The 24,191-nt window shown below is 60.8% G+C and carries 18 protein-coding genes, 1 tRNA gene and 1 pseudogene; 10 read left to right on the top strand and 10 right to left on the bottom strand.

What is annotated here, in order from left to right; translation table 11 throughout:
* Window positions 1-17: 17 nt before the first annotated feature.
* The 3 genes from ACERZ8_RS16330 to ACERZ8_RS16320 all read left to right on the top strand — a co-directional run bounded on the left by ACERZ8_RS16330 (window position 18) and on the right by ACERZ8_RS16320 (window position 6,232).
* Window positions 18-103 (top strand) — tRNA-Leu (locus tag ACERZ8_RS16330).
* Window positions 104-1,028: 925 nt separating this feature from the next.
* On the top strand, window positions 1,029-4,052 hold the full coding sequence (locus ACERZ8_RS16325) for a Hint domain-containing protein (protein WP_407593207.1): 3,024 nt from the start codon (window positions 1,029-1,031) through the stop codon (window positions 4,050-4,052).
* A 317-nt stretch (window positions 4,053-4,369) separates the two neighbouring features.
* Window positions 4,370-6,232: a Hint domain-containing protein gene (locus ACERZ8_RS16320; protein WP_407593206.1), complete on the top strand. Its 1,863-nt coding sequence runs from the start codon at window positions 4,370-4,372 to the stop codon at window positions 6,230-6,232.
* Here ACERZ8_RS16320 and ACERZ8_RS16315 read toward each other — a convergent pair.
* Both ACERZ8_RS16315 and ACERZ8_RS16310 read right to left on the bottom strand, forming a co-directional pair.
* Window positions 6,229-6,831 (bottom strand): nucleotidyltransferase family protein, encoded by a 603-nt coding sequence (locus ACERZ8_RS16315; RefSeq protein ID WP_407593205.1) that lies wholly within the window; start codon window positions 6,829-6,831, stop codon window positions 6,229-6,231. The two genes, ACERZ8_RS16320 and ACERZ8_RS16315, sit on opposite strands and share 4 nt — an antisense overlap.
* Window positions 6,828-9,261, bottom strand: a pseudogene (locus tag ACERZ8_RS16310) (GcvT family protein). The gene ACERZ8_RS16315 and the pseudogene ACERZ8_RS16310 overlap by 4 nt, the downstream one beginning before the upstream one ends.
* 135 nt (window positions 9,262-9,396) lie before the next feature.
* Between ACERZ8_RS16310 and ACERZ8_RS16305 the strand changes: the two are divergent.
* The 3 genes from ACERZ8_RS16305 to ACERZ8_RS16295 all read left to right on the top strand — a co-directional run bounded on the left by ACERZ8_RS16305 (window position 9,397) and on the right by ACERZ8_RS16295 (window position 14,183).
* A complete protein-coding gene (locus tag ACERZ8_RS16305) occupies window positions 9,397-10,683 on the top strand; it encodes a DUF2254 domain-containing protein (protein ID WP_407593204.1) in 1,287 nt (428 codons plus the stop codon).
* A 110-nt stretch (window positions 10,684-10,793) separates the two neighbouring features.
* A complete protein-coding gene (locus ACERZ8_RS16300) occupies window positions 10,794-13,214 on the top strand; it encodes a GcvT family protein (protein ID WP_407593202.1) in 2,421 nt (806 codons plus the stop codon).
* Between the two features lie 138 nt (window positions 13,215-13,352).
* Window positions 13,353-14,183: a LytTR family DNA-binding domain-containing protein gene (locus ACERZ8_RS16295; protein WP_407593201.1), complete on the top strand. Its 831-nt coding sequence runs from the start codon at window positions 13,353-13,355 to the stop codon at window positions 14,181-14,183.
* 4 nt (window positions 14,184-14,187) lie between these two features.
* On the opposite strand, the gene ACERZ8_RS16290 is transcribed toward ACERZ8_RS16295, so the two are convergent.
* The 4 genes from ACERZ8_RS16290 to ACERZ8_RS16275 form a co-directional block, all read right to left on the bottom strand.
* Window positions 14,188-15,498 carry an HlyC/CorC family transporter gene (locus ACERZ8_RS16290; protein WP_407593200.1) on the bottom strand — a complete coding sequence of 437 codons (1,311 nt, stop codon included), beginning with the start codon at window positions 15,496-15,498 and terminating at the stop codon, window positions 14,188-14,190.
* Window positions 15,499-15,727: 229 nt separating this feature from the next.
* Window positions 15,728-16,693, bottom strand: a complete 966-nt coding sequence (locus tag ACERZ8_RS16285) for a site-specific tyrosine recombinase XerD (protein WP_407593199.1) — start codon at window positions 16,691-16,693, stop codon at window positions 15,728-15,730.
* Window positions 16,690-18,228 (bottom strand): hypothetical protein, encoded by a 1,539-nt coding sequence (locus ACERZ8_RS16280; protein WP_407593198.1) that lies wholly within the window; start codon window positions 18,226-18,228, stop codon window positions 16,690-16,692. Before ACERZ8_RS16280 ends, ACERZ8_RS16285 begins: the two co-directional genes overlap by 4 nt.
* A complete protein-coding gene (locus tag ACERZ8_RS16275) occupies window positions 18,218-18,367 on the bottom strand; it encodes a hypothetical protein (protein WP_407593197.1) in 150 nt (49 codons plus the stop codon). The genes ACERZ8_RS16280 and ACERZ8_RS16275 overlap by 11 nt, the downstream gene beginning before the upstream one ends.
* 92 nt (window positions 18,368-18,459) lie before the next feature.
* Here ACERZ8_RS16275 and ACERZ8_RS16270 point away from each other — a divergent pair, with 92 nt between their 5' ends.
* Window positions 18,460-19,056 (top strand): shikimate kinase, encoded by a 597-nt coding sequence (locus tag ACERZ8_RS16270; RefSeq protein WP_407593196.1) that lies wholly within the window; start codon window positions 18,460-18,462, stop codon window positions 19,054-19,056.
* Window positions 19,049-20,161 (top strand): 3-dehydroquinate synthase, encoded by a 1,113-nt coding sequence (aroB, locus tag ACERZ8_RS16265; RefSeq protein ID WP_407593195.1) that lies wholly within the window; start codon window positions 19,049-19,051, stop codon window positions 20,159-20,161. Before ACERZ8_RS16270 ends, aroB begins: the two co-directional genes overlap by 8 nt.
* Window positions 20,162-20,245: 84 nt before the next feature.
* On the opposite strand, the gene ssb is transcribed toward aroB, so the two are convergent.
* Window positions 20,246-20,737: a single-stranded DNA-binding protein gene (gene ssb / locus ACERZ8_RS16260; protein WP_407593194.1), complete on the bottom strand. Its 492-nt coding sequence runs from the start codon at window positions 20,735-20,737 to the stop codon at window positions 20,246-20,248.
* Window positions 20,738-20,906: 169 nt separating this feature from the next.
* On the opposite strand from ssb, the gene ACERZ8_RS16255 reads away from it, so the two are divergent.
* Both ACERZ8_RS16255 and ACERZ8_RS16250 read left to right on the top strand, forming a co-directional pair.
* A complete protein-coding gene (locus ACERZ8_RS16255) occupies window positions 20,907-21,497 on the top strand; it encodes a lytic transglycosylase domain-containing protein (protein WP_455771652.1) in 591 nt (196 codons plus the stop codon).
* Between the two features lie 107 nt (window positions 21,498-21,604).
* Window positions 21,605-22,048 carry a hypothetical protein gene (locus tag ACERZ8_RS16250; protein WP_407593193.1) on the top strand — a complete coding sequence of 148 codons (444 nt, stop codon included), beginning with the start codon at window positions 21,605-21,607 and terminating at the stop codon, window positions 22,046-22,048.
* A 12-nt stretch (window positions 22,049-22,060) separates the two neighbouring features.
* Here the strand turns inward: ACERZ8_RS16250 and ACERZ8_RS16245 are convergent, their stop codons facing one another.
* Genes ACERZ8_RS16245 through ACERZ8_RS16235 form a run of 3 tightly spaced genes read right to left on the bottom strand, consistent with a single transcriptional unit; the run spans window position 22,061 to window position 24,151 of the window.
* Window positions 22,061-22,273 carry an oligopeptide/dipeptide ABC transporter ATP-binding protein gene (locus tag ACERZ8_RS16245; RefSeq protein WP_407593192.1) on the bottom strand — a complete coding sequence of 71 codons (213 nt, stop codon included), beginning with the start codon at window positions 22,271-22,273 and terminating at the stop codon, window positions 22,061-22,063.
* Window positions 22,266-23,204 carry an ABC transporter ATP-binding protein gene (locus tag ACERZ8_RS16240; protein ID WP_407593191.1) on the bottom strand — a complete coding sequence of 313 codons (939 nt, stop codon included), beginning with the start codon at window positions 23,202-23,204 and terminating at the stop codon, window positions 22,266-22,268. Before ACERZ8_RS16240 ends, ACERZ8_RS16245 begins: the two co-directional genes overlap by 8 nt.
* Window positions 23,159-24,151: an ABC transporter ATP-binding protein gene (locus tag ACERZ8_RS16235; protein ID WP_407593189.1), complete on the bottom strand. Its 993-nt coding sequence runs from the start codon at window positions 24,149-24,151 to the stop codon at window positions 23,159-23,161. The genes ACERZ8_RS16240 and ACERZ8_RS16235 overlap by 46 nt, the downstream gene beginning before the upstream one ends.
* Between the last annotated feature and the right edge of the window lie 40 nt (window positions 24,152-24,191).

Here is a 24,191-nt window from a genome sequence, read left to right as displayed (position 1 = left end):
GTGTAGGGAGAGTCGAGGCCCAAGTGGCGGAATGGTAGACGCAGGGGATTCAAAATCCCCCGCCTTTGCGGGCGTGCCGGTTCGAGTCCGGCCTTGGGTACCAGCCTCTCAAACTGACGAAATCGGACAACGGCGACGTCAGTCGGGTGCGCCGTTTTGGGCCGCACCCTTGCGCGCATCGCATGGGGCCACGCAAATGCCACCATCTGTGTCCGAACGGCACATTTGCGCCGCATTTCAGGTCAAACGATTCGTCGATTGTGGCAGTCTGACCCCCTGTGCGGGGTCAATTGCCCCCGAATTTGGCTATTGGTGCGCGTCCGTGAACAGGTTGGACGCAAAATCGGGCGGATTTTGCCACAATACGAGCCCGTTTGATTGTTTCCATTTCGGAAAACGTGCGGTTGTGTGCCGCCACAAGAGGCATTTTGCGTAAACCCTTGGAAATTTGGGCCTTGCGCAGATTTTCGCCTATCTGCGCTAGAAGCGTAGGAGGATTATTGCTACCCACGGTTGCGTATTGTTCACGGAACGGTGTGAAAGCCAAACCATACGCTAACGAAATGCTGAAGTTTTTCGGACATTTTTCCCTTTGTTTGCCTCAATCCACTTCGTAAGACAGGTGTGCCCAACTGGGGGGCGATGATTGTTAGGTCACGGGGGCGACCGCACTGAACGTGCCGATTGGTACGGGAAATGTGTGTTCGCGGCGCTGTTGTTATCAGTGTGTGCTTTCGGAAAGCGTCGGCTTGGCTGACGCTCTGTCTGCGTCGGACGCATATCATTTTCCTGTCAGTTAGGAGCACGAGTGCCGGTCGCCCGGACCTTGGCGCATCGTTTCTCGGGGTGACGAGTAAGTGAATGATGGAGACGTTCGAATGTACCAGCCGTCGCAAGACGCACCGCACAGCAGACACCCCAGAGGTCTGACCTGTGACGCCGTAAAAACGGCCCGTCCATCTTTTCACTTTGATACGTTTTCGGGCGCCGTTTGCGCCGTCCGCAACACCGCCTAGGAGTAACCGAGCATGACAAAATTTATTGATTTCAATAATCTTTCCACCGGAACAGTTGTCGACAACGAATATGCCGGAGATGGTTTCAAAGTGTCTGCGACCGGGGGGTCCGGCAAGGCGATGATCTTCAACACGGCGCACCCCACGGGTGGTGACAGCGATCTGAAGACCACCAACCTTGGCAAGGCGCTGATCATTTCCGAGGATGGCGACCGCCACGACCCCGATGACAACGCATCCGGCGGCACGTTCCGCTTCAAATTTGATGCGCTGGCCGACATCAACCGCCTGACCTTCCTCGACATCGAAGAAGGCGCGTCGGTCAAGTTCTTTGACGCCAACGGGCATGTTATCAAGACCGTCCACATCGATTGCACGGAAAACAACGGTCAGCTCATTCAGGATCTTGATGTGGCCGGTGTGGCGCGCATGGATGTCACGCTGAACGGGTCGGGCGCAATCGACAATCTGGTCTTTGATGACGCGCCCGGCGACGGTGTGGTCGAGGGCAACAACGAAGGCAACCTGATTGACGCCGGATATCTGGATGATCCCGACGGTGACCGGATTGATGCGGGCGATGCCGTGCTGCCGGGCGAAGGCCCCGATGACGACATCGTTGATGCATTCGGTGGGGATGACACCATCAAATCCGGCGCAGGCGATGATGACGTCTATGCCGGGTCGGGCAGTGACAGCGTCGAAGGCGGCGCAGGCGACGACCTAATCTTTGGCGACGGCAACTATGCCGGTCCCGGTGCCGGTGCCACGACCCGCGAAAGCTTTGAATGGGATCTGGCAGGGGTGGATGATGGCGAAGATCTGTCCGGCTTTACCCAGAACACCGGCAATGTGGATGTCACGTTCTCGATCCTGCAGGAAACCGGGTCTGCCGACACCGAATTCGCCGACAACACCCAGAATGTCGCGAATATTGATGATGATGGCACCGATCCCGACGCCAACAGCTCGCTCAGCAGCATTCTGAACGGCAAGGGCAACGACGCGGATTACCGCCTCGATTTCTCGGCCCCGGTCGAAGACGTGTCGTTCCGCATCAACGACATCGATGGCGATGGCGTGGTCACAGTCTCCGCCTTTGACGCGGACGGCAATCCAATCGTCGTGAACCTTGAGGGCGGCAGCCGCCTGACGCTCAAGGACACGGACGGTGTGCCGGGCAACGACACGGCCGACAGCAACGAAGGCTATCTGCCCGACACGGCGCCCGAATTTTCGCTGTTGGTCAGCATCCCGGGCCCAGTGTCGCGGATCGTGATCGAACATGATCAAAACGGCAGCGACAACTCCGGCATCAACATCACGGATGTCTATTTCGACGCCCCGGTTGTTGACGGCGGTATCGCTGGCAATGACACGCTTGAAGGCGGCGAAGGCGATGACACGATCTTTGGCGAAGACGGCGACGACGTCATCAAGGGTGGCGACGACCAAGACAGCCTGAGCGGCGGCGAAGGTGATGACACCATCGACGGCGGCGACGACGACGATGTGATCGAGGGTGGCCGTGGCTCGGACAGCATTCTGGGTGGTGACGGCGCAGACGAAATCATTGCTGGCGATCCTGCGGACAACTTCCTGGTGGACAAGGGCTATCCCGGTCTGTTCCCCGGAGAGGAAGGGACGCCCGCGACAGAAAACGACCGTGACTTTGTCGATGGCGGTGCGGGCAACGATACCATTTCGACCGGCGATGACGCCGACACTATCGTAGGTGGCACGGGCGACGACGTGATCGATGGCGGCATCGATGATGACGAGATTTCCGGCGATGACGGTGCGGACCGCATTGTGGGTGGTGAAGGCAGTGACGTCATCGAAGGCGGTGACGGCAATGACACGATCTATGCCGGGAACGATCCCGATCTGGGCCTCGATATCCTCAACATCGAAGATGATGGATCCAACGCAAATGGGTTTGGTCCTGACCTGCGCCCCGACAATGGCCTGGACACCGTGTTCGGCGGCGAGGGTGACGACGTCATCTTTGGCGCGGACGACGATGACGTGCTGTTCGGTGAGGAAGGCAACGACACCATAGATGGCGAGATCGACGACGACCTGATCGATGGCGGCACGGGCGATGACTCGTTGCGCGGCGGTCAGGGCGACGACACTGTCATGGGCGGCGACGGACAGGACACCATCGACGGCGGCATCGGCAACGATGAATTGTCCGGCGGCGCGGATGAAGACCTGTTCATCAACGTGAACCCCGGCGACGTGGTCGATGGCGGGTCCGAAGTGACCACGGGCGAAGACTTTGACGTGCTCGATCTGCGCGGCTCGACCCCCGAGGGCGGATCGTTCACCATCGACATCACCGGTCCGGATTCCAACGGCAACGGTTTTGACGGTCAGATCAACTACTTTGACAGCGACGGCAACGACGCGGGCACTCTGACCTTTACCGAGATCGAGGACATCATTCCTTGTTTCACCCCCGGCACCATGATCGCGACGGCCAGTGGCGAACGTCTTGTGCAGGACCTGAAAGTGGGCGACCGGGTCATCACCCGTGACAACGGCATTCAGGAAATCCGCTGGATCGGCACCCGGGACATGAGCGGGAACGAGTTGAGCCGTGCCGCGCACCTGCGTCCCGTCCTCATCCGTCAGGGTGCCTTGGGCAAAGGTCTGCCCGAGCGCGACATGCTCGTCTCTCCTCAGCACCGCGTGTTGATGGCAAGCGACAAGACAGCGCTGTATTTCGATGAAGCCGAAGTGCTGGTGGCTGCCAAGCATCTGACGGATATGGAAGGCATCGACGTCGTGGATGTGTCGCACACAACGTATATCCACGTGATGTTCGACCAGCACGAAGTGATCCTGTCGGATGGCGCATGGACTGAAAGCTTTCAGCCGGGCGATCAGACACTTGCGTCGATGGGCGACGGAACCCGGGCCGAAATCCTCGAACTGTTCCCCGAACTGGAAACGGAGATCGGGATTAGGGCCTATACCGCGGCGCGGCGCAGCCTGAAAAAGCACGAGGCCAAGTTGCTGACGCTGTAAGGACCAGCCAGGCGATCACCACACCAATATGTGCAGCATTCCGCGCGTGATTCGCGCGGAACGCGAAAAACGGGGCAGGGGGCTGCGCCCGTTTTTTGTGTTCAATGCAATAGAATGTAGCCGATTGTTTCTATTACGGCAGCGTATGGTGCTGCAATGCAGCACCAAACCGCCCATTCCGGCAGTTTGGTTTACCAAAGGTGTAAAATTCCCCCTGAATTTGTCCGAATAATGAATTAATTCGGGCAGAGCCGTGTTGATCCGTTGGGGGATGGCATGACGCGGTCCATTGTTACTTTTCAAGTGAGGCAGCTGCCATGGCCGTAATCAACGGAACGTCCAACAACGACACCCTTCAGGGCACGAACGAAGACGACACGATCAATGCCGGCAATGGTGCGGATCTGGTGTCTGGTGAAGGCGGTGACGACAGTATTCTGGGCGGCGGCGGCAACGACACCCTGTTTGGGGATGTGGGCGATGGCACGGCCCCGGGCAATGACGCATCTCCGCTTGTGATTGCGAACGGCAACCGCGTCACACCGAACAGTTCAAACAATCAACCGGACGATACCGCAGTCTATCGCAATGTCGCGCAGTTGGAAGACGGCACACAAGTGTCAGCCCGCATCGTGCTGGTGTCTAAATCCGATCCCAACCTGACTGTCGATCTGTCCGGCCCGACTGGCGCCGAAATCCTGATGAACGGCAATGGCGCTGGCGATACGGCCAGTTTCCGGATGGAGTTTTTCATCCCCGACAGCCCGAATGCGACCACGGGCACCCCGGTCGCGCTGAATTCGACGGCCACGGTCAACGATCTGGACCGCAACAGCGTGGGCGATCAGGAATCGGTCACCTTCAACACCGCCGGGTTTACGGCCTTTGCCACCAATTCGGATACGTCGCTGGCCGTCACCACTGGCACTGGCACTGTCACCGCGGCGGGCACCGAACAGAACAATCCATCTGATCAGGACGCGTGGTTTTCCGCCTCGTTCGAAAACCGCGAATTCATCGAATTCACCCTTGAATCGCGTACCACCAATTCCGGGTTTTCCTTTTCCGGCGATCTGATTGATGACGCCGTCGTCACCCCCATCGAGGCGGGCGATGACACGATCGAAGGCGGCAGCGGGCAGGATCTGATCTTTGGCCAGGGGGGCGATGACAGCCTGCTTGGCGGTCAGGGCAATGACAGCATCGAAGGCGGTGAAGGCGATGATACGCTGGAGGGCGGTCAGGGTCAGGACACCCTTTTGGGGGGCGCTGGCAGTGACATTCTGACCGGCGGGCAGGGCGATGACAGCATGTCAGGCGGCGACGGCGAAGACGAGTTGATCCTTGGTCCTGACAATGACTTTGCCGAGGGCGGGGCGGATTCTGACCTGTTCTCCATCGATGGGCTGGGCAATCACACCATCGTCGGTGGCGAAGACCTCGACGGGCTGGATATCGATGTGATCGATCTGTCCGGTGTGGATGCCAATGTCATCCCATCCGGCCCTGAGTCCGGAGTGATCGAACTGCTGGACAGCAACGGCAATGTCGCCCGCCGGGTCGAGTTTTCCGAGATCGAGCGGATCATCTGTTTCACTCCCGGCACCCGTATCGCGACGCAACGCGGTGAAGTGGCCGTGGAAAACCTGAATGCCGGTGACAAGGTGTTCACCCGCGACAATGGTGTGCAGCCGCTGCGCTGGGTAGGTCGGCGCGATCTGAGCCCGCAAGAGATGCAGTTCAATCCGCAATACCAGCCGATTCTGATCCGGCAGGGTGCGCTTGGCAAAGGGTTGCCTGAGCGTGACATGCTCGTCTCTCCGCAGCACCGGATGTTGCTGACGTCGGACGTGGCTGCCGTCATGTTTGACGAACGCGAAGTGCTGGTGGCCGCCAAGCACCTGACCGGCCTTGATGGCGTGGATGCCGTGCACACAAGCACCGTCAGCTACATGCACCTGATGTTTGATCAACACGAGGTCGTTCTGGCCAATGGTGCGTGGTCCGAAAGCTTTCAGCCGGGCGATGATGCGTTGCACGGGATCGGATCGGACCAGCGTGACGAAGTGCTGGCGCTGTTCCCCGAACTCAACACGCCGGAAGGGCTGGATGCCTATGGTGCTGCGCGCCTGTCGCTCAAGCGGCACGAGGCGGCTGTCATCGTGGATCGCCTGCGCTAAGTCTTTGACGCACGGGCCGCGCGCCACGCCGCCCAGTCTTCGGGCGTGTCGAGATCATTGCGTGCCCGGTCATCGTCGAGGCGCACAAGGTGCACGGCATCGCCTGCTCTGGCGACAACCGATTGCCCCCCGCCGTCTCCGACAAGGTCTTGGAACGCGGCAAACAAGGGGGCGGCAAAGATCATCGGATGCCCGCCCGTGCCATCCGTCGTGGCTGCGCGCCAGATCAGCGCGTCCGGGTGTGCCACCGAGGCATCAATCACAGCGCGCAGGTCATCTTCCGTCAGGTCCGGCAGATCGCCTAGCAGCAGCATTGCACGCGTCACGCCGGGTTCAAGTGTGCCAAACAGGGTGCGCAGGCTCGCATTCATGCCTTCGGCGGCCTGCGCGACTTCTATTGTACGGACGGGCAGGTCCGCGACCACGTCATAGCGCGGATGCGGGCGCGGGGGCAGGGCGATGCGTACATCGTCACTGACAGCCAGCGCGATGCGGGCCTGACGCCGCACCAGCGCTTCACCATCCACCTCAAGCAGCAGTTTGTCCGTCCCCCCCATGCGGGTGGACGCGCCGGCGGCGAGGATCAGGACAGGCATCATGGGCGCGTTATATCACCCCGCATCCGGGCACCATCCGCATCAAAGAGCGGAATTGTCACAAGGCGGGCCTTGCACATCTGGCCAAGGATTTCGATCTCGACCTCCAGACCCTCCGTGATCCGTTCAACCGGCAGAAACCCTTGCGCGACAGAGACCTGGGCGTGATGCGAATACCCACCCGACGTGCAGAACCCGACAACTGACCCATCCAGCCAGATCGGCTCATAGGCCTGCACATCTGCATCCGTCGCCTCCACGATAAAGGCGCACAGCTTGCGCTCTGGCCCCTTGGCGCGGTCGGCCTCGGCCGCGTCGCGCCCAATGAAGGCCACGTTCTTTTTCCACGAAATGAAACGGTCCAGCCCTGTTTCGGCCGCTGTGTAGTCTGGGCCAAATTCCAACAGCCAGCCGCCAAAGAACTTGTCGAGGCGCAGGGACATCATCGCGCGCATCCCGAACGGGGTCATGTCATGGGGTTGCCCGGCCTCCCACAAGCTGCGCCAAAGCTGGCGTTGGGCCATCGGGTCGCAATAGATTTCAAAGCCGAGATCGCCGGTATAGCTGACCCGCTGCACAATGCAGTCGGTCATGCCCACGGTGATCTGCCACACATCCAGAAACTTCATCTGCGATATGTCGGTGCGGGTGCAGGCCTGCAGCACATCGCGCGCCTTTGGCCCGGCGATCTGGAACCCGGTGCGTGCGTCTGAGATGTTTTCGATGGCCATGCCATCCTCGACCTCGTTGAGGAAGTGCCGCATGTGAAAGGCCTGTGCCCCGTAGGATGCGGTAAGCTGAAAGTCTTCTTCGCCCAGGCAGGACATGGTGAAATCCCCGATCAGCTTGCCCTTGGGGCTGAGCATGGGGGTGAGCGAAATGCGCCCCTTTTGCGGAACGCGACCTGCCATAACACGGTCCAACCACGCGCGTGCACGCGGACCCGTGACGCGGTATTTGCCGAAATTGTGCACTTCGTTGATGCCAACAGCATTGCGCACGGCGCGCACCTCGCGCCCGGTTGCATCAAAGGCGTCCGAGCGGCGGAAAGACGGGATTTCGTATGTCGGTTCGTCGACTTGGGCAAAGTAGTTGGGCACTTCCAGCCCGAATTGCTGACCCCAGACCGCGCCCATTTCGCTGAAAATGTCATACATTGGTGTGGTGCGGTTGGGCCGTGCGGCGGGCAGTTCCTCGTTCGGGTAGGCCACGGAAAAGCGTTTTTGATAGTTCTCGATCACCTTGGGCAGCGTGTAGCCCGGGCTGATCCAGTCGCCAAAGCGTGCGACGTCCATCGCGAACGTGTCGCGTTCGGTTTCGCCCTCGACCATCCATTGCGCCAGCATCAGGCCTACGCCGCCGCCTTGGGAAAAACCTGCCATCACACCGCAGGCCGCCCAATAGTTGCGCATGCCGGGCACGGGGCCGACCAGTGGATTGCCGTCCGGGGCAAAGGTGAAGGGGCCATGGATCACGTTTTTCACCCCTGCGCGTTCCAGATCGGGAAAGCGGTTGTAGGCAAAGGCAATGGAATCCTCGATCTTGTCGAAATCGTCCTGCAACAGGTCCTGCCCAAAGGACCATGCCGTACCGTCAACGGCCCAGGGGCGGCATTTCTGCTCGTAGAACCCGATGCACAGGCCCTTGCCCTCTTGGCGCAGGTAACTTTCGCCCGCCGGGTCCATCACATGCGGGTGCTCGTGCCCGTCTTTCATCATCTCGGCGATCAGTGGCACCTCTTCGGTCACCAGATACTGATGTTCCATCGGGTGTAGGGGGAAGTAGACGCCCGCCATGGCGCCGACTTCGCGCGCCCAAAGACCACCGGCATTCACCACATGTTCGGCGTGGATCGTGCCCTTATCGGTCACAACATCCCACGTGCCATCGGCGCGCTGGTTCGTTTCGGTGACCATCGTGTGGGTTTCGATCGTTGCCCCGCCCATGCGGGCCGCGCGGGCATAGGCGTGGGTGGTCCCGGAGGGGTCAAGGTGCCCATCAAGCGGGTCATAAAGCCCACCGATGATGCCGGTCACATTGGTGACGGGCGCGATCTTCTTGATCTCTTCGGGGGTCACGATCTCGGTCTCAAGCCCCATGAATCTCATGCTTGGCCCGCTCGGCCAGCAGCATGTCGAACCGGTCCTGATCCTCTGCCAACGTCACGCCACCGACATGGTGCAAACCGCAGGACATGCCGGTGATCTCTTCCAACTCCTTGTAAAGACGGATGGTATAGCCCTGCAGGGCCGCCATGTTGGTGTCGCCGTTGAGGGTGTGGAAACCGCCCGCCGCGTGCCATGTGGACCCCGAGGTGAGTTCAGAGCGTTCCAGCAACATGACGTCCGACCACCCCAGTTTGGTCAGATGGTAAAGCACAGATGCGCCGACAACGCCGCCGCCGATAACAGCGACCCGGGTGGTGGTTTTCATATGGGACCTCATGACTATTGTGCTGGTCATTTCTTGCACTCAGCGCCACTGTATTTCCCAGATACGGGCCGTTGAGCGACGGCAAGCGACATAACGTGTCGCGAATGCCAATCGGGAGCCGGGAAGAGCGCTGACATGACAAAAGACTTCGATTTGCTGCGCAGCCTGCCGCGAACCCTGTTGCAATTGGCCCGCTATTACTGGCGCAAGCTGTATGTGCGGGTGGCGTTGATGGGGCTGCTTGCCTTTGTCGCCCTTGGCTTCACCCAGATGATCGAGGTGATGGTGCCGGACAAGATGGCGCAATCTGTGCCCGGTGCCTCGGCGGACCGGCTGCTGAACATCATCGCCAACGCGATGCTTGCCGTCACCACGTTTTCCTTGACCGTGATGGTCAGTGTTTATCGATCCTCCTCGTCCCAGTGGACGCCACGGGTGCATCAGTTGATCATGCAGGACAGCGTGACGCAAAACACGCTGGCGGCGTTTATCGGGGCTTATGTCTTTGCGCTGCTCGCCATCATCCTGCGCGAAACGGGTATCTATGTGGACGACCGCGCGCTGGTTCTGTTCTGGGTCACGGTTCTGGTGCTGGCCTATGTTGTCTGGTCAATCATCCGCTGGGTGCTGCATTTGCAGACCCTTGGCAGCCTGATCCACACCACCCGCCAGGTCGAGGATATCACCTGCACCCAGTTCCGCGAACGGCTGGAAACCCCGTGTCTGGGCGCCAAGGCGTGGGATGGCACCGTGCCCGACAGCGCCACGCCGATCCGCGCCAAGCAAAGTGGGTATGTTCAGCACATCTATCCCGAAGCCTTGCAGGAACAGGCGGAAAAAGCGGGTGTGACGCTCTATCTCAGCAGTGGCATCGGCAGCTTTGTATTTCTGCACGAGCCCGTCGTGTGGGTCGATGGCGAGGTTGAGGACCGGGACGCGTTTGAGGAAGAGGTGCGCAGCCTGACCGTTCTGGGCGACGTGCGCACCTATGATCAGGACCCGCGCTTTGGCCTGCTGGTGATGTCCGAAATTGGCAGCAAGGCGCTGTCGCCGGGTGTGAATGACCCCGGCACCGCCATAGATGTGTTGAACCGCTCGGCGCGTATTCTGTCGCTCTACAAGGATGAAACGGCGAGTGACGCCGACCCCCAATATGACCGGCTGCGGGTGAGGCCCATCGATCCGTTCGATCTGATCATGGATGCCTATAGTGGCATTGCCCGGGACGGCGCAGGCGAGGTCGAAGTGCAACAGCGACTGCAACGCTGCCTTGCCGGGCTGATGGAACATCCTGACGAGGGCCTGCAAAAAGCGGCCGGTGAGTTGGGCCGCGAATTTCTGGACCGCGCACTTGAGGCGATCACATGGGCGCCGGACCGGGATCGGTTGCTTTCCAAGACGGCACAACGCCTGCGCGACTAATCCCACCTGCTGGTGGTTAAACGACGCGCAATGTCGCGGGCGGGCTATCGCCTTCCGTCGGCGGGGCGCAGTTTGCGTTGCAGCACATAAGGCAAGGGCGGAAAAAAGACATGCGCACCCACGCACAGGCTGTCGTGATCGGCGGCGGCGTCATCGGTTGTTCGATCCTCTATCACCTCACGAAACTCGGCTGGTCCGACGTGGTTCTGCTGGAACGGGACGAGCTGACATCCGGCTCCACCTGGCACGCAGCGGCCAACATTCACGGGCTGCACGACAGCACCAACATCAGCCGGATTCAGCATTATACGATGGGTCTTTATAAAGAGCTGGAGCAGGAAACCGGGCAGGGCTGCGGCGTGTTTCAGCCCGGATCGCTCTATCTCGCACAGACCGAGGCGCGCGAACATCAACTGCGACTGCAGGCAGCCAAGGCAAAACTCTATGACATGAACTTTTTCGAGGTGAACCGCACAGAGGCGGAACGCCTGCACCCACTGGTCGATTTCGACGGCATCCGTTGCATCATGTGGGAACCGGACGGTGGTAACGTGGACCCGTCGGGCGTCACGAACGCCTATGCGGCGGGCGCGCGCGCGAATGGGGCCGAAATCATCCGGTTCTGCCCCGTCACCGGCACCGAACAGCAGCCCGATGGCACTTGGATCGTGCGCACAGAACAGGGTGATATCGCGACGCCTTGGGTGGTGAATGCCGCAGGCCTGTGGGGCCGTGAAGTGGCGGCGATGGCCGGAGTCCAGTTGCCCTTGCAACCCACCGAACACCAGTATTTTGTCACCGAAACCATTGCCGAGATTGCGGCGATGGACCGCCGGTTGCCGTCGGTGGCGGACCGCGATGGCGAGTATTATCTGCGTCAGGAGGGGCAGGGGCTGCTCGTCGGGGCTTATGAGAAAGACTACCGGCTTTGGGCCGAAGACGGCACGCCGCAGGAATTCGGGCACGAGCTGTTTGCCGACGATCTGGAGCGGATCGAGGACAACATGATGCGCGCCATCGACCGCGTGCCGGTCGTGGGCACCGCTGGGATCAAACGGGTGATCAACGGGCCGATGATCTGGTCACCGGACAGCAACGTGCTGTTTGGTCCGGTGCCGGAATTGACCGGCTATTTCTGCTGCAACGGCATCATCCCGGGTTTTTCCCAATCGGGCGGCATGGGTCTGCTGGCCGCGCAATGGATCATCGAGGGCGAGACGAAATACGACATGTTTGCCTGGGACATGGCACGCTACGGCAGATGGGCATCCAAGGCCTTCACCAAGGCGCGTGTCGGCGATCAATATGCCAACCGTTTCAAAATCCACTTCCCGAATGAGGAACGCAGTGCAGGCCGTCCGGTGCGCAAGCGCCCCGCTTACGATTTGCAGCGCGAGATGGGCGCGGTCATGGGGCTGAACTATGGCTGGGAACACCCCCTGTGGTTTGCCGATCAACCGGGGGTCGAGGACACTGACGGCTTCACCCGGCAAAACTGGTGGGAGCCTGTGGGCGCGGAATGCCGGATGCTGCGCAAGACGGGCGGCGTCATCGATATCTCGAACTTTGCCAAATACGTCTGCAAGGGGCCGGGGGCCGAGGATTGGCTGAATGCTGTCTTTGCCAACCGGATGCCGCGCGCTGTCGGGCGGTCGTGCCTCACGCCGTTGATCAGCAAGCGCGGTGGCATTGCAGGGGATTTCACCGTCACACGGCTCGCCGAAGACGAATTCTGGATCATCGGGTCGGGGATGGCGGAACGCTATCACCAGCGGTTTTTCAAACAGGTGCCGTTGCCCGAGGGGACGACCTTTGCCAGCCAGACCGAAGCGATGTGCGGGTTCAACGTGGCCGGTCCGGACAGTCGGGCGATGCTGCAGCGCATGACCAATGCCTCGCTTGCCAATGCCGATTTCCCGTTCATGCGCTCTGCGCGCATTGACCTCGCCGGGATCGAGGTGCTGGCGCTGCGGGTGTCGTTCACCGGCGATCTGGGGTGGGAGCTGCACTGCGCCACCGAACATCAGGCGCAGCTTTATGCCGCACTGATCGAGGCGGGGCGCGACATGGGGATCGGCCCGGTGGGCAGTCGCGCGCTGATGAGCCTGCGCATTGAAAAAGGATACGGGTCGTGGAGCCGCGAATACAGCCCGGAATACTGGCCGCAGGAAGTCGGCCTCGACCGGCTGATCAAGATGGACAAGGATTTTCTGAACAAGGCCGCAGCGCGCGATGTCATGGTTCAATCTAAGCGCGAATCACTGGTGCTTTTGCAACTTGACGCGGCAGATACGGATGCGTCAGGCGCGGATGCAACGGGAGGCGAGCCAATCTTTTTCGGTAATAAGGGCGTGGGCCGGGTGACGTCCGGGGCCTATGGATATTCCGTGGGGATGAGCCTTGCGCTGGCCTACGTCAAAGACGTCGGACCGGGGGAACAGGTCGATGTGATGGTGTTGGGACGCCCGCATAAGGCAACAATACTTGACGCACCGCCCTTTGATGCGGACGGAACGCGCCTGCGCGGATAGGGATGGTGGGGCGCGGTCAGGCGATATGGACTCATCGTTTCAGGCCTGTAACTGATACCGATTGATCGTTTCACCGCACCCCCGTCAGGCCGTCGTGGAACATTTACTCTAGTTGGCGTCACATGTTAGATTCGAAATATGTTCGCCAAGAACCTTGATCACAAAGTGCACGTCTACGTCTCGAATGGCAGCATGGTGCATTTCACGCTACGCGAAATGCATGAGCTTTATCGTTCGTGGCAGATGTGGGTTCTGATCGCGGTCGGGTTTTTCATCATGTCGACGGGGCATCCAGTCACGCTGCCGCAATTTGACAGCTTTGGCCTGCGCATGGCGTTCTGGTTCGTCGCACTTTTCATCTACATGCTGACGTCGGATCTGTATTCCAAGGTGACCGGCAAGATGTGGCATCGCCTGTTTGGCAAGGCGATCCCGCTGATCTTTTTGTCCGCACCTCTTGTGCTGGCCTCGACCTATATCGCCGGCGCGGTGCTGAGCCTGCTGTTTGAACCGTGGCGCCCCCCGCTGGGAATAATGACGTGGCAGATGAATGTGCGCAACATTCTGGTGGCTCACGCCTTTGAAACGCTGGCCCTGTTGTGGCTGATCCCGGCGCAACGGTTGCGCAACCAAACGACGCCGTCGCGCCGTACGATCACGCTGGCGGGGCGCAGTTTCGCGCTGGCCGAGATCGGTCGGGTGAAGGCCGCGGAACACTATCTTGAAGTGCATATGGAAAGCGGTATCGAAACCATCCGCGAGCGCATGTCCACCTTTCTGGAACAGGTCACCCCGCAGGATGGCATTCAGACGCACCGCTCGCACTGGGTGGCCCAAGGCAAGGCGGCCAAGCTGAACGGTGCCAAACTGGGGCTTGTCTGCGGTGACAAGGTGCCTGTGGCGCGAGGGCGGCTTGAGGATGTGCGCGACTGGCTGCGCGTGCGCGACGAAACGGGCGAGGCCGCCTGACGGATCACTCCAATGCGTTGATGCGCAGCACTGTGATCCGGTTACCGTCCCGTTCGCGCACTTCAAATCGGAAGCCGTGATAGCTGAACACCTGACCAACCGTCGGAATCATCTGAGCCTCGTGGATGACAAGACCGGCGATTGTGTTGGCCTCGTCATCGGGCAGGTTCCAGTCGGTCGCCCGGTTCAGGTCGCGGATCGTGGTCGCGCCGTCCACCAGATAGTGCCCGTCCTCGCTTTGGATCACGGGCAGGTCGCCGTCGGGGTCGAATTCGTCCGTAATCTCACCGACGATCTCTTCCAGAATGTCTTCGAGCGTGATGAGGCCCTGCAAGGTGCCGTATTCGTCCACGACCAGTGCAAAATGGCTACGGATGCGCAGGAACTGGCGCATCTGTTCGTCAAGCGTCGTCGTTTCGGGCACAAAGTATGGGGGCATCGCAACAGCCGAGATGTCGAACGACCGAAGCGCGCTGGCATCCCCGTCCGGTCCACCCACCACATCATACATCGCGCGCAGCAGATCCTTGGCATGGATCACGCCGATGATGTTTTCCTGTTCGTCCTGATAGACGGGCAGGCGGGTGTGACTGGACTTGAGGCATTGTTCCAGGATGGTCTGCGGTTCATCGTCGGCATTGATCATTTCGATGCCCGAACGGTGCAGCATGATTTCCTCGACCGTGCGGTCGCCCAGATCAAGTGCGCCCAGGATACGGTCCCGGTCTTCCTTTTCGACCACCCCTTCGGAGTGACCCAGTTGCAGCGCGCCTGCGATCTCTTCGCGCACGGCCATGATGTGGCTGTCGGGATCGACCTGCAGACCGAACAGACGCAACAGGCCGCGCACCAGCAGGCGCACGGCGGCCACGACGGGCGAAAATACTGTGACCACCAGCGAAATCGGGCGCGACACCATCGAGGCGGCACTTTCCGAATTGGTGATCGCATAGGTCTTGGGCAGCACTTCTGCAAAGATCAGCACCAGCAGGGTCATCACAAGTGTGGCCAGCGCCACGCCGCTTTCACCGAAGGCGCGGGTGAAGAGGCTGGTGGCAAGCGAGGCCGCAAGGATGTTCACAAGGTTGTTGCCCAAGAGGACCGAACCGATCAGGCGCTCGTTGTCTTCGGTGATGTCCAACGCCCGCTGCGCGCCGCCCGACCCCTTGTCGGCTTGCGTGCGCAACTTGCCCCGCGAGGCGGCGGTCAGCGCGGTTTCAGACCCGGAAAAGAACCCCGACAGCACCAGCAGAAACAGGATCACCCCGGCGGTGGTCCAGAACGCAGCATCGTAAACAGTGGTAGGGTCGTCCATTCGTGATTTTATCCTTTGGTCAGGTCAGGGTTATGGGGGCGCGGGGCGGTGCATTCAAGGGATCACGCACATGCGGCACAATGACTTTGGCACAAGCGCGCCCCAACGACACACAATCTGGCCCCAATACCGCGGGAAGTCATGTTTGGGCTGCGCGCAGGCCAATGTTTCAGACGGAACTGCCTTCGATAGGGTCGCTGCCTCGGTATCACGACGGCTTGCTCAGCGATCACTGGCCGTCCGAAGAGGTTTTGCCGCCTGCCTTGCGCGTGTCGTCCCTTGCGAGGGGATGATGATCCAGCACCAGTTGGGTCAGGCGTTCGTCCACAACATGGGTATAGATTTCAGTGGTCGCGACATCGGCATGGCCCAGCATCGTCTGGATCGCACGCAAATCCGCACCCCCGGCCAGCAGGTGCGTGGCAAAGGCGTGGCGCAGCGTGTGCGGCGTCACCTTGTCCGGAGCCACTTTGCCAAACGCCGCGAGCGCCTTGATGCGTGCATAAAACCAGTGGCGCGTCAGGTGGCCTAGCACCCCGCGCGACGGGAACAGAAACCGTGAGGGCTGCGCGCCTTTGGCCTGCGCTGCCTTTTCGACGTCGTCACGCACCTTGATCCACGCTGCAAGCGCCGCGCGGGCCGGGGGCGAGAGCGGAACCATGCGTTCCTTACCACCCTTGCCGAGGATCAACAGCATTTGCGGATCGCCGCGCGCGGAGCTGACCGGCAGGCTGACCAGTTCGGTCACGCGCATGCCAGTGGCGTACAAAAGCTCCATCAGGCAGGTGTCGCGCGCGCGGTCGTTCGCATTCCGCCCGTAGTTGCGTGCGGCATCCAGCAAACGGTCCACCTCGGCCTCGTCCAGCGTCTTGGGCAGGCGCGTGTCCTGTCCCGGGCTTGCGATCTGAATGGCCGGGTTTTCGGCCCGCCACCCTTCTTCGAACGCAAAGCGAAACAGTTGTTTCAGCGCCGACAGGCGACGCGCGCGGGTTGATTTGGCCAGACCCTGCGCATCGCAATGGATCAGGTAGCCCTCAATGTCAGCTTGGGTGGCTGCGGCAAAATCGGTGTTCTGACGTTCCAGCCATCCCTGCGCGTCGATCAGGTCACGGCCATAGGCCAGAAGGGTGTTGCGTGCGGCCCCAAGCTCTGCCGCCTGCGCCTCAAGAAATGTGGAAATCCACGTGCTGCTCATTGCCCGTCCTCCAGCAACATGACCTGCAGGGCCGTGCGGCGTGCGACGTCTTCCAGCCCCAAAGCGCGCAGGGTGGCAAGCCCGGTCGTCAGGCGGGACACATCGCCTTCGGCCCCTTCAAGCGTCAGTGCGAGTGTGTCGAGCAGCGCGGCCCCCAATGCCCCGCCTTGCGCGCGGATGATGATGCGCGGGTCTGGTTCGGCATCGTCAAATGCGGCGAGAATGGCTTGCGACGTGCCCTGAGCGTTCAGCCCCGATCGCACTTCGCCTGCCGCAACGGCGGCCAGTTCGAGGCGGCGCAGTGCACGGGTCGGGAACAGTTGTGCCGCACGCTCGTAATTGGGGGACAACAACATCACCTCAAAGGCGATGTCCGCCGTCGCGCCGCTGAGCGTCATTTTTGCGAGGTCATCGGCGAACAGAGATGCGAATGGCACGCTCAGCCGGGCCTGTTGCATCGCGCGCCACGCGGTTGGCAATGTCTTTGAAACCGCCGCAGGGCTGCCGGTGCCAAGGGCTGTCTCAAACCGTTGCAGGGCCGCAACCCGGTCCCAGACTCCGCCCGACGCGGCTGGGCGACGTTGGGTGTAAAGGCCCAGCAGACGGTTGTCCGGCACGGCGCCAGTGCGCGCCAGACGCTCTGCTGCTTCGATCTGGGCCTTCCAGCCTGCCGTGTCGGACAGATCCGCATTGGCATAGACCACGGGCCAGCTGCGCGTCGGGATCGGGGTGCCGTTCGCCTCGAACAGGCGGAACATCAGGGCGCTGTGGCGGGTGGGGACCGGCAGGGGCGGTTCGCCCTCAAACAAGTCCGGATCAAGGAACCGTTCCAGTGCGTCGGTCACCGACGGCTCGATCAGCCCCAGCACCCGCGCGGTCCCAAGTTGTAGGGCGGCCGTGCTCCAATCACCGGCGCGGGCGGTGCAAAACACCTCTTCGGCCTTGCCTGGCGAAAGGGCGGGACGGGCGCGCAACATCGCGCAGGCCCGCACCGGCGCATCCGCCAGCAGCGACATGTCCATGTAGCGTGCAAAATGGGCGGGCGATGCGTCTGGCCCGGCCTGTTCCATCAGCGCAAGGGCCGGATCAAGTGCCCCGAGGGCGACAAGGGCGTCAATGCGGGCCAGATCAAAGGCAGTGGTGCTGCCCTTGGGCGGCTGCGCCTCGGCCAGAAGGACGGTAAAGAACAGCGATTGCAGCGCGGGCAGGCGCAGATCCGGCATGTCGGCAATCGCGCGGGCAAGGGTTGATGCATTGCTGCCGGACCAAAGCGTATCGGGCAGCCCGGTCACATCCGGCGGGGCCAGTCCGACCCGTTTGGGCGCCGCGGTGCCAAGCGGGCGCACGGTGACCTGCGGCACTGTGCCAGAGGCGGCCACATCCGGTTCATCCAGCGGCAAAGCGGTGGGTTGCAGCGCCTGTTCGTCCAGCCAGTCGATGACGCTCAGCGGGGCGGAGGCCTGCTCCTGGGCCTGTGCGCCCATGGCTGCGATCACCGCGGCCAGACACAGGATGGATCGCGCGCTATTCGGCATCGAGGGTCACGGGCACGCGCACCTCGTTTTGAGGGGGCGAGAAGTTGGCACCGAAATACTCGCCCACATAGGCATAGCCCACGAGTCCGATGAACCCGATGATCGCAAGAAAGATCAACAGCTTGAAGAGTCGGCCCATGGATGTACTGCCTCGATGACGTTTGAGCGAATTCTTGTTTTGCCGCAAAGCATATATGGCCTTTTTCCGAAAATCACGTCATTGACAGCGTAATGAGCGAAAAACAGCAATATCAGTCAAAATCACAGCTCAAGGCGCAGTACCATTTGAAAAAGACCATCGTGATGGTGGGGATGATGGGGGCCGGGAAAACCGCTGTGGGCCGTGCCCTTGCGCAACGGCTGGGCGTGCCATTTCTGGACAGCGATGCCGAGATCGAGGCCGCCGCAAGCCGGACGGTGCCAGAGATTTTCGAGCGCGACGGAGAGCCGTTTTTCCGCACCAAGGAAACGCAGGTGATTGCGCGCCTTCTGGACACCGAACGCGGTGTGCTGTCCACCGGTGGGGGCGCGTTTCTGGCGCAGGAAAACCGCGACATCATTTCGGAACGCGGCGTTTCCGTCTGGTTGAACGCCGACCTTGATCTGCTGTGGCAGCGTGTGCGTCACAAGGACACGCGCCCCTTGCTGCGCACGCCTGATCCACGCGCCACACTGGCCGAAATCTACGCGGCACGCGTGCCGCTCTATGCGCTGGCGGATGTGACCGTGAAATCCTTGCCCGACCTCTCGATTGACGAGATGGTCAACCGGGTGATTGCAACCATGATCACCGAACGCCCCGATATTCTGGAGAAACTTGATGCGTGAAACCGTGCATGTGCCGCTTGGCGCGCGCGCCTATGATGTGCTGATCGGCCCTGGCCTGATCGCGGAATCCGGGGGCCTGATCGCGCCGTTCTTGCCACGCCCGCGTGTCGCCGTTGTCACCGAAACGCGGGTAGCATCCTTGCATCTTGAGGCGCTGAAGGCCGGATTGGGCAGCGCGGGCATCGACACCGTCGTTCTGGAGCTTCCCCCCGGCGAGGCCACCAAAAGCTGGGCGCATCTTGGGCAGGTCACCGAATGGCTGCTGGATCAAAAGATCGAGCGGCGCGATGTGGTTGTGGCCATGGGCGGCGGAGTGATCGGCGATCTGGTCGGCTTTGCCTGCGCCGTTCTGCGGCGCGGCGTGCGCTTTGTTCAGGTGCCGACATCGCTGTTGTCGCAGGTCGACAGCTCGGTCGGGGGCAAGACGGGCATCAACACGGCGCAGGGCAAGAACCTTGCCGGGGCCTTTCACCAACCAAGCCTCGTGCTGGCCGATACGGATGTTCTGTCCACCCTGACCACGCGCGATTTTCTGGCAGGCTACGGCGAGGTCATGAAATACGGCCTACTTGGCGATGCCGTGTTCTTTGAATGGCTTGAGGCAAATGCACCGGCCATGGCTGCAGGTGACATGGCCTTGAGGGTCGCGGCAGTGCGCCGATCCGTCGAGATGAAGGCCGAAATTGTCACGCGCGATGAGACCGAACAGGGCGAGCGGGCACTGTTGAACCTCGGGCACACGTTTTGCCACGCGCTTGAGGCGGCCACGGGATATTCTGACCGGTTGCTGCATGGTGAGGGGGTCGCGATTGGCTGTGGACTGGCGTTTGAGCTGTCCGCGCGCCTTGGCTTGTGCAGTCAGGAAGACCCCAGCCGCGTGCGCGCGCATCTGAAGGCCATGGGGATGAAGACCGATCTGCGCGATATTCCCGGCGATCTGCCGGGGGCGGAGGCGCTGCTGGAGCTGATGGGACAGGACAAGAAAGTCGTGGCCGGAACGCTGAATTTCGTTCTGGCACGCGGCATCGGCGAGGCATTTGTAACGTCGGATGTGCCGGGCGATGTGGTGCTGAGTGTGCTGGAAGACGCTTTGGCGGCCAACTGACACTACAGCGTAGCTGACCGGCCAAACAAAAGGGCTGGTAACCGTGTTGGTCTCCAGCCCTCTGAATCTTCGCTTTATGCGGCCTTAGAACGGGATTTCATCATCCAGATCGCGACTAGGGGCTGGGCTAGACCCGCCGCCACCGCCGCCGCCACGGTCATCATATCCCATCTGGTCAGCACCGCCGCCACCGCCACTAAAGCTGCCGCCACCGCCACCGCCATCGCGGCCATCCAGCATCGTCAGTTCTGAGCGGTAAGGGCGCAGCACCACTTCGGTGCTGTAGCGGTCCTGACCGGACTGGTCCTGCCATTTGCGGGTCTCAAGCTGGCCCTCGATATACACTTTGGACCCTTTTTTCAGGTATTGCTCGGCCACCCGCGCCAACGGCTCGGAAAAGATGGCGACGGAATGCCATTCGGTCCGTTCCTTGCGCTCGCCCGTGTTGCGATCTTTCCACGTCTCGGAAGTGGCGATGCGCAGGTTGCACACTTTGCCGCCGTTCTGGAACGTCCGCACCTCGGGATCGCGCCCCAGATTGCCGATCAGAATGACCTTGTTAACCGATCCTGCCATATTCTTTTCCCTTGTCCTTGGTGGCGCGATGATCCTGTGCCCGCATTCACTTTGTCGCTAGCCTACACATGGTTAATACCGCGTGAAACCACAGAGGGTAGATCAATGCCGAAAAATCCGTATATAGTGCGGCCAGTGGCGATGAAGCCGTCAACTGGGGTGTGGGACTGTGATACGGGCAGCATGTGCAGGGGCCATTGTTCTGGCTCTGGTGGCAGAGGCAGGGCTGGCGCAAACGCTGTCGTCGCGCAATCGCACCGCGCTGTTCAATTCACAGACCAAAGTGCTCGATACCCGCGCGGCCAAGCAATACAGCAATTCGGTCCGACTGCAGCCGCCCAAAGTGGTGACGCCAACCAAATGGGACACGGATACCCCGAAATATCGCGGCAAATATAACGGCCCCTATCTGGCCGTTGCCAAGGATGCCGCGCGCCGCCACGGTGTGCCTGTCGATCTGTTCCTGCGTCTGGTGCAGCAGGAATCAGGCTGGAATGCCACCGCGCGATCACACAAAGGGGCCTATGGTCTGGCCCAACTTATGCCCGCCACGGCGCGCAGCCTTGGGGTGGATCGCAAGGACCCTTACGAGAACCTCGAAGGCGGTGCGAAATACCTCAAGCAGCAGTACCTGACCTTTGGCAGCTGGCGTCTGGCACTTGCCGCCTACAACGCAGGGCCGGGTGCCGTGAAAAAGCACAAAGGCGTCCCGCCATATCGCGAAACACGCAACTATGTGCGCGTGATCTGGGGCAGCTGAACCCACACCGGGTGTCGTCCCACAAATCGTACCGCTTTCGCCACAGTCTCGCCACGGACGCGCGCTCTAGTCCAAGTTGCATTGTGCAGCGGTGAGTGAGTAAGGACATGAAAGCGGGACAATCGACATTCGACGAACGGGTGGCGCGCATCAATTCGGGGCGCACCATGAATGCATCAGACGTGGTCGTCAGGGGCCGCGGGCTGGTCAACAAATCCGGCAAAAAGCGGATATTCCATCTGGATATGCTGGCGGCTGGCGGTCTCGCAGGTGGTACAGCGGGCATCCTGTTTGCGATGAATGTCGGCCTGTTGTTCATGGTCACGCTGAACACCACGACGCTTTATGAGTTGATCATGGCGGATTATCTGACCGCCGCCTTTATCGCAGGAGTCGCCATCGCGCCCATCGGCTTTGTGATGAGCCAGATTTTCGCGCGCAGCAACCCGCGCGCGTGGCAGTTCTGGATCGGCTATGTCGCCGGTGTGATCGGTGCGAACTACACCGACATCGAAACCTATTACTACATCCTCACGGCCGCACCCGCCTAAGGGTGCGCGCCGTCATTCCGCAGCGATTTTGATCACAGGCTCCATGCGGGCCAGAATGTCATCGGCGAGATGGCATTTGACCTGATGGCCTTCGGCCAGATGGCGCACTGGCGGCACTTCGCGTTCACACAAGCCGCCGGGCACTTCCGATTTCCAGCGGCAACGCGTCTGGAACGGGCAGCCCGATGGCGGGTTCATCGCCGACGGGATATCACCCTCAAGCACGATGTGCTTTTTTGCACCTTGGTGTCGGCGATGGGGACGGCCGAGAGCAGCGCCTCGGTGTAGGGGTGGTAGGGGGCGAGAACACCTGATCGGTGCTGCCCAGCTCGACCACATGGCCCAGATACATGACCATAACCCGGTCGCTGAGGTAGCGGACGATGGACAGATCGTGGCTGATGAACAGCAGCGTCGTTTTATGCTCGCGCTGGATTTCCATCAGCAGGTCGGTGACAGCGGCCTGCACCGACACGTCGAGCGCCGAGACAGGTTCATCCGCCACCACGATCTTGGCATCCCCGGCAAAGGCGCGGGCAATCCCCACACGCTGCTTCTGCCCACCCGACAGTTGGCGCGGCATCCGCGTGGCAAAGGCACGGGGCAGTTTCACCAGATCGAGCAGTTCGAGCATGCGCTGCCAGCGCTCAGCCTCGTTGTTGCCGACCTTGAAGATTTCAAGGGCGCGCACGATCTGGCGGCCGACGGTCATGGACGGGTTCAGCGTATCAAACGGGTTCTGGAACACCATTTGAACGTCCGCGACGGTCTGTGTGTCGCGGTCTTCGATCGGGATGTCCTGAATTTGCTTGTTGCCAAGGGTGATTGTGCCCTCGGTCGCGGTTTCCAGACCCATCAGCACTTTGGCGAATGTCGACTTGCCGCAGCCGGATTCGCCTACAATGGCCAGCGTTTCGGATTCCCGGGCCTCAAAGCTGAGGGTCTCGTTGGCTTTGACCACCTTTTTTTCACCTGACGAGAACAGGGCCGACGCTGCCACTTCGTAATATTTCTTGAGGTTGTCCATCTTCAGAACAACGTCTCCGACGTCTCCCTTGGTCTTGACGTCTGCCAGCTCCAGTGGCGCGTTCCAGTCGATCTCCTTGAACCTCAGGCAGCGGGATTCGTGGCTGCCATCTTCGTTTGCAGGGGCCATGTAGATGTGCTTGTCCGCATCACAGCGCCCGGCCTCGAAATAGTCACAACGCGGGCCAAAGTTGCAGCCCGGCGGGCGTTCATGGGGCAGGGGAAGTTGCCAGGGATCGCCACCAGCGGGCTCGCATTCTTGTCAGCCCCGGGCAGCGGGATCGAGCGGAACAGGGCTTGGGTATAGGGGTGCTGCATGTCGTCAAACACCTGCTCAATGCTGCCGCGTTCCACGGCCTCACCGGAATACATCACGCAGATGCGGTCACAGGTTTCCAGCACAAGGCCAAGGTTGTGGGAAATGAACAGCATCGAAGTGCCGTATTTCTTGCCCAGATCCTTGACCAGTTCGACCACGGCCGCCTCGACCGTTACATCAAGCGCGGTTGTGGGTTCATCAAGGATGAGCAAAGAGGGTTCAGACATCAGCGCCATCGCGATCACGATACGCTGCTGCTGACCGCCCGAAAGCTGGTGGGGGAACGCGTTCAGGATGCGCTTGGGGTCAGGCAGCTTCACATCCGTGACCACCTGCAGGGCGCGCGCATAAGCGTCCTTTTCATTCATGCCCGCGTGGATCATCGGCACTTCCATCAACTGCTTGCCGATTTTCATCGCCGGGTTCAGGCTTGCCATCGGTTCCTGATAGATCATCGCGATCTCTGATCCGCGAATATCGCGCAACTCTTCGGCGCTCATCTCTTGCAGATCGCGGCCCTTGAACTTGATCGAGCCGCCTACGATGCGTCCGTTCTTGCCCAGATCCTGCATGACCCCAAGGGCGACCGTGGATTTGCCACAGCCGGATTCACCGACCAGACCGACAGCCTCGCCCGGCTGCACCGTCACGGAAAAATCCATCACAGCCGGGATTTCCCGCAACCGCGTGAAAAAGGAAATGCTCAGCCTGTCAATCTCAAGGATCGGTCCATCGTAATCCTGTTTCGCCATCGTCATTTTCTCCTCTGGCCGTAAAGAGATGATCCCTCTTCATCTT

This window comes from Tateyamaria armeniaca (assembly GCF_045797845.1).
GTDB classification, from domain to species: domain Bacteria; phylum Pseudomonadota; class Alphaproteobacteria; order Rhodobacterales; family Rhodobacteraceae; genus Tateyamaria; species Tateyamaria armeniaca.
Note: the sequence above shows the minus strand (reverse complement) of the source record. Positions and strands in the feature narration are given on the sequence as shown.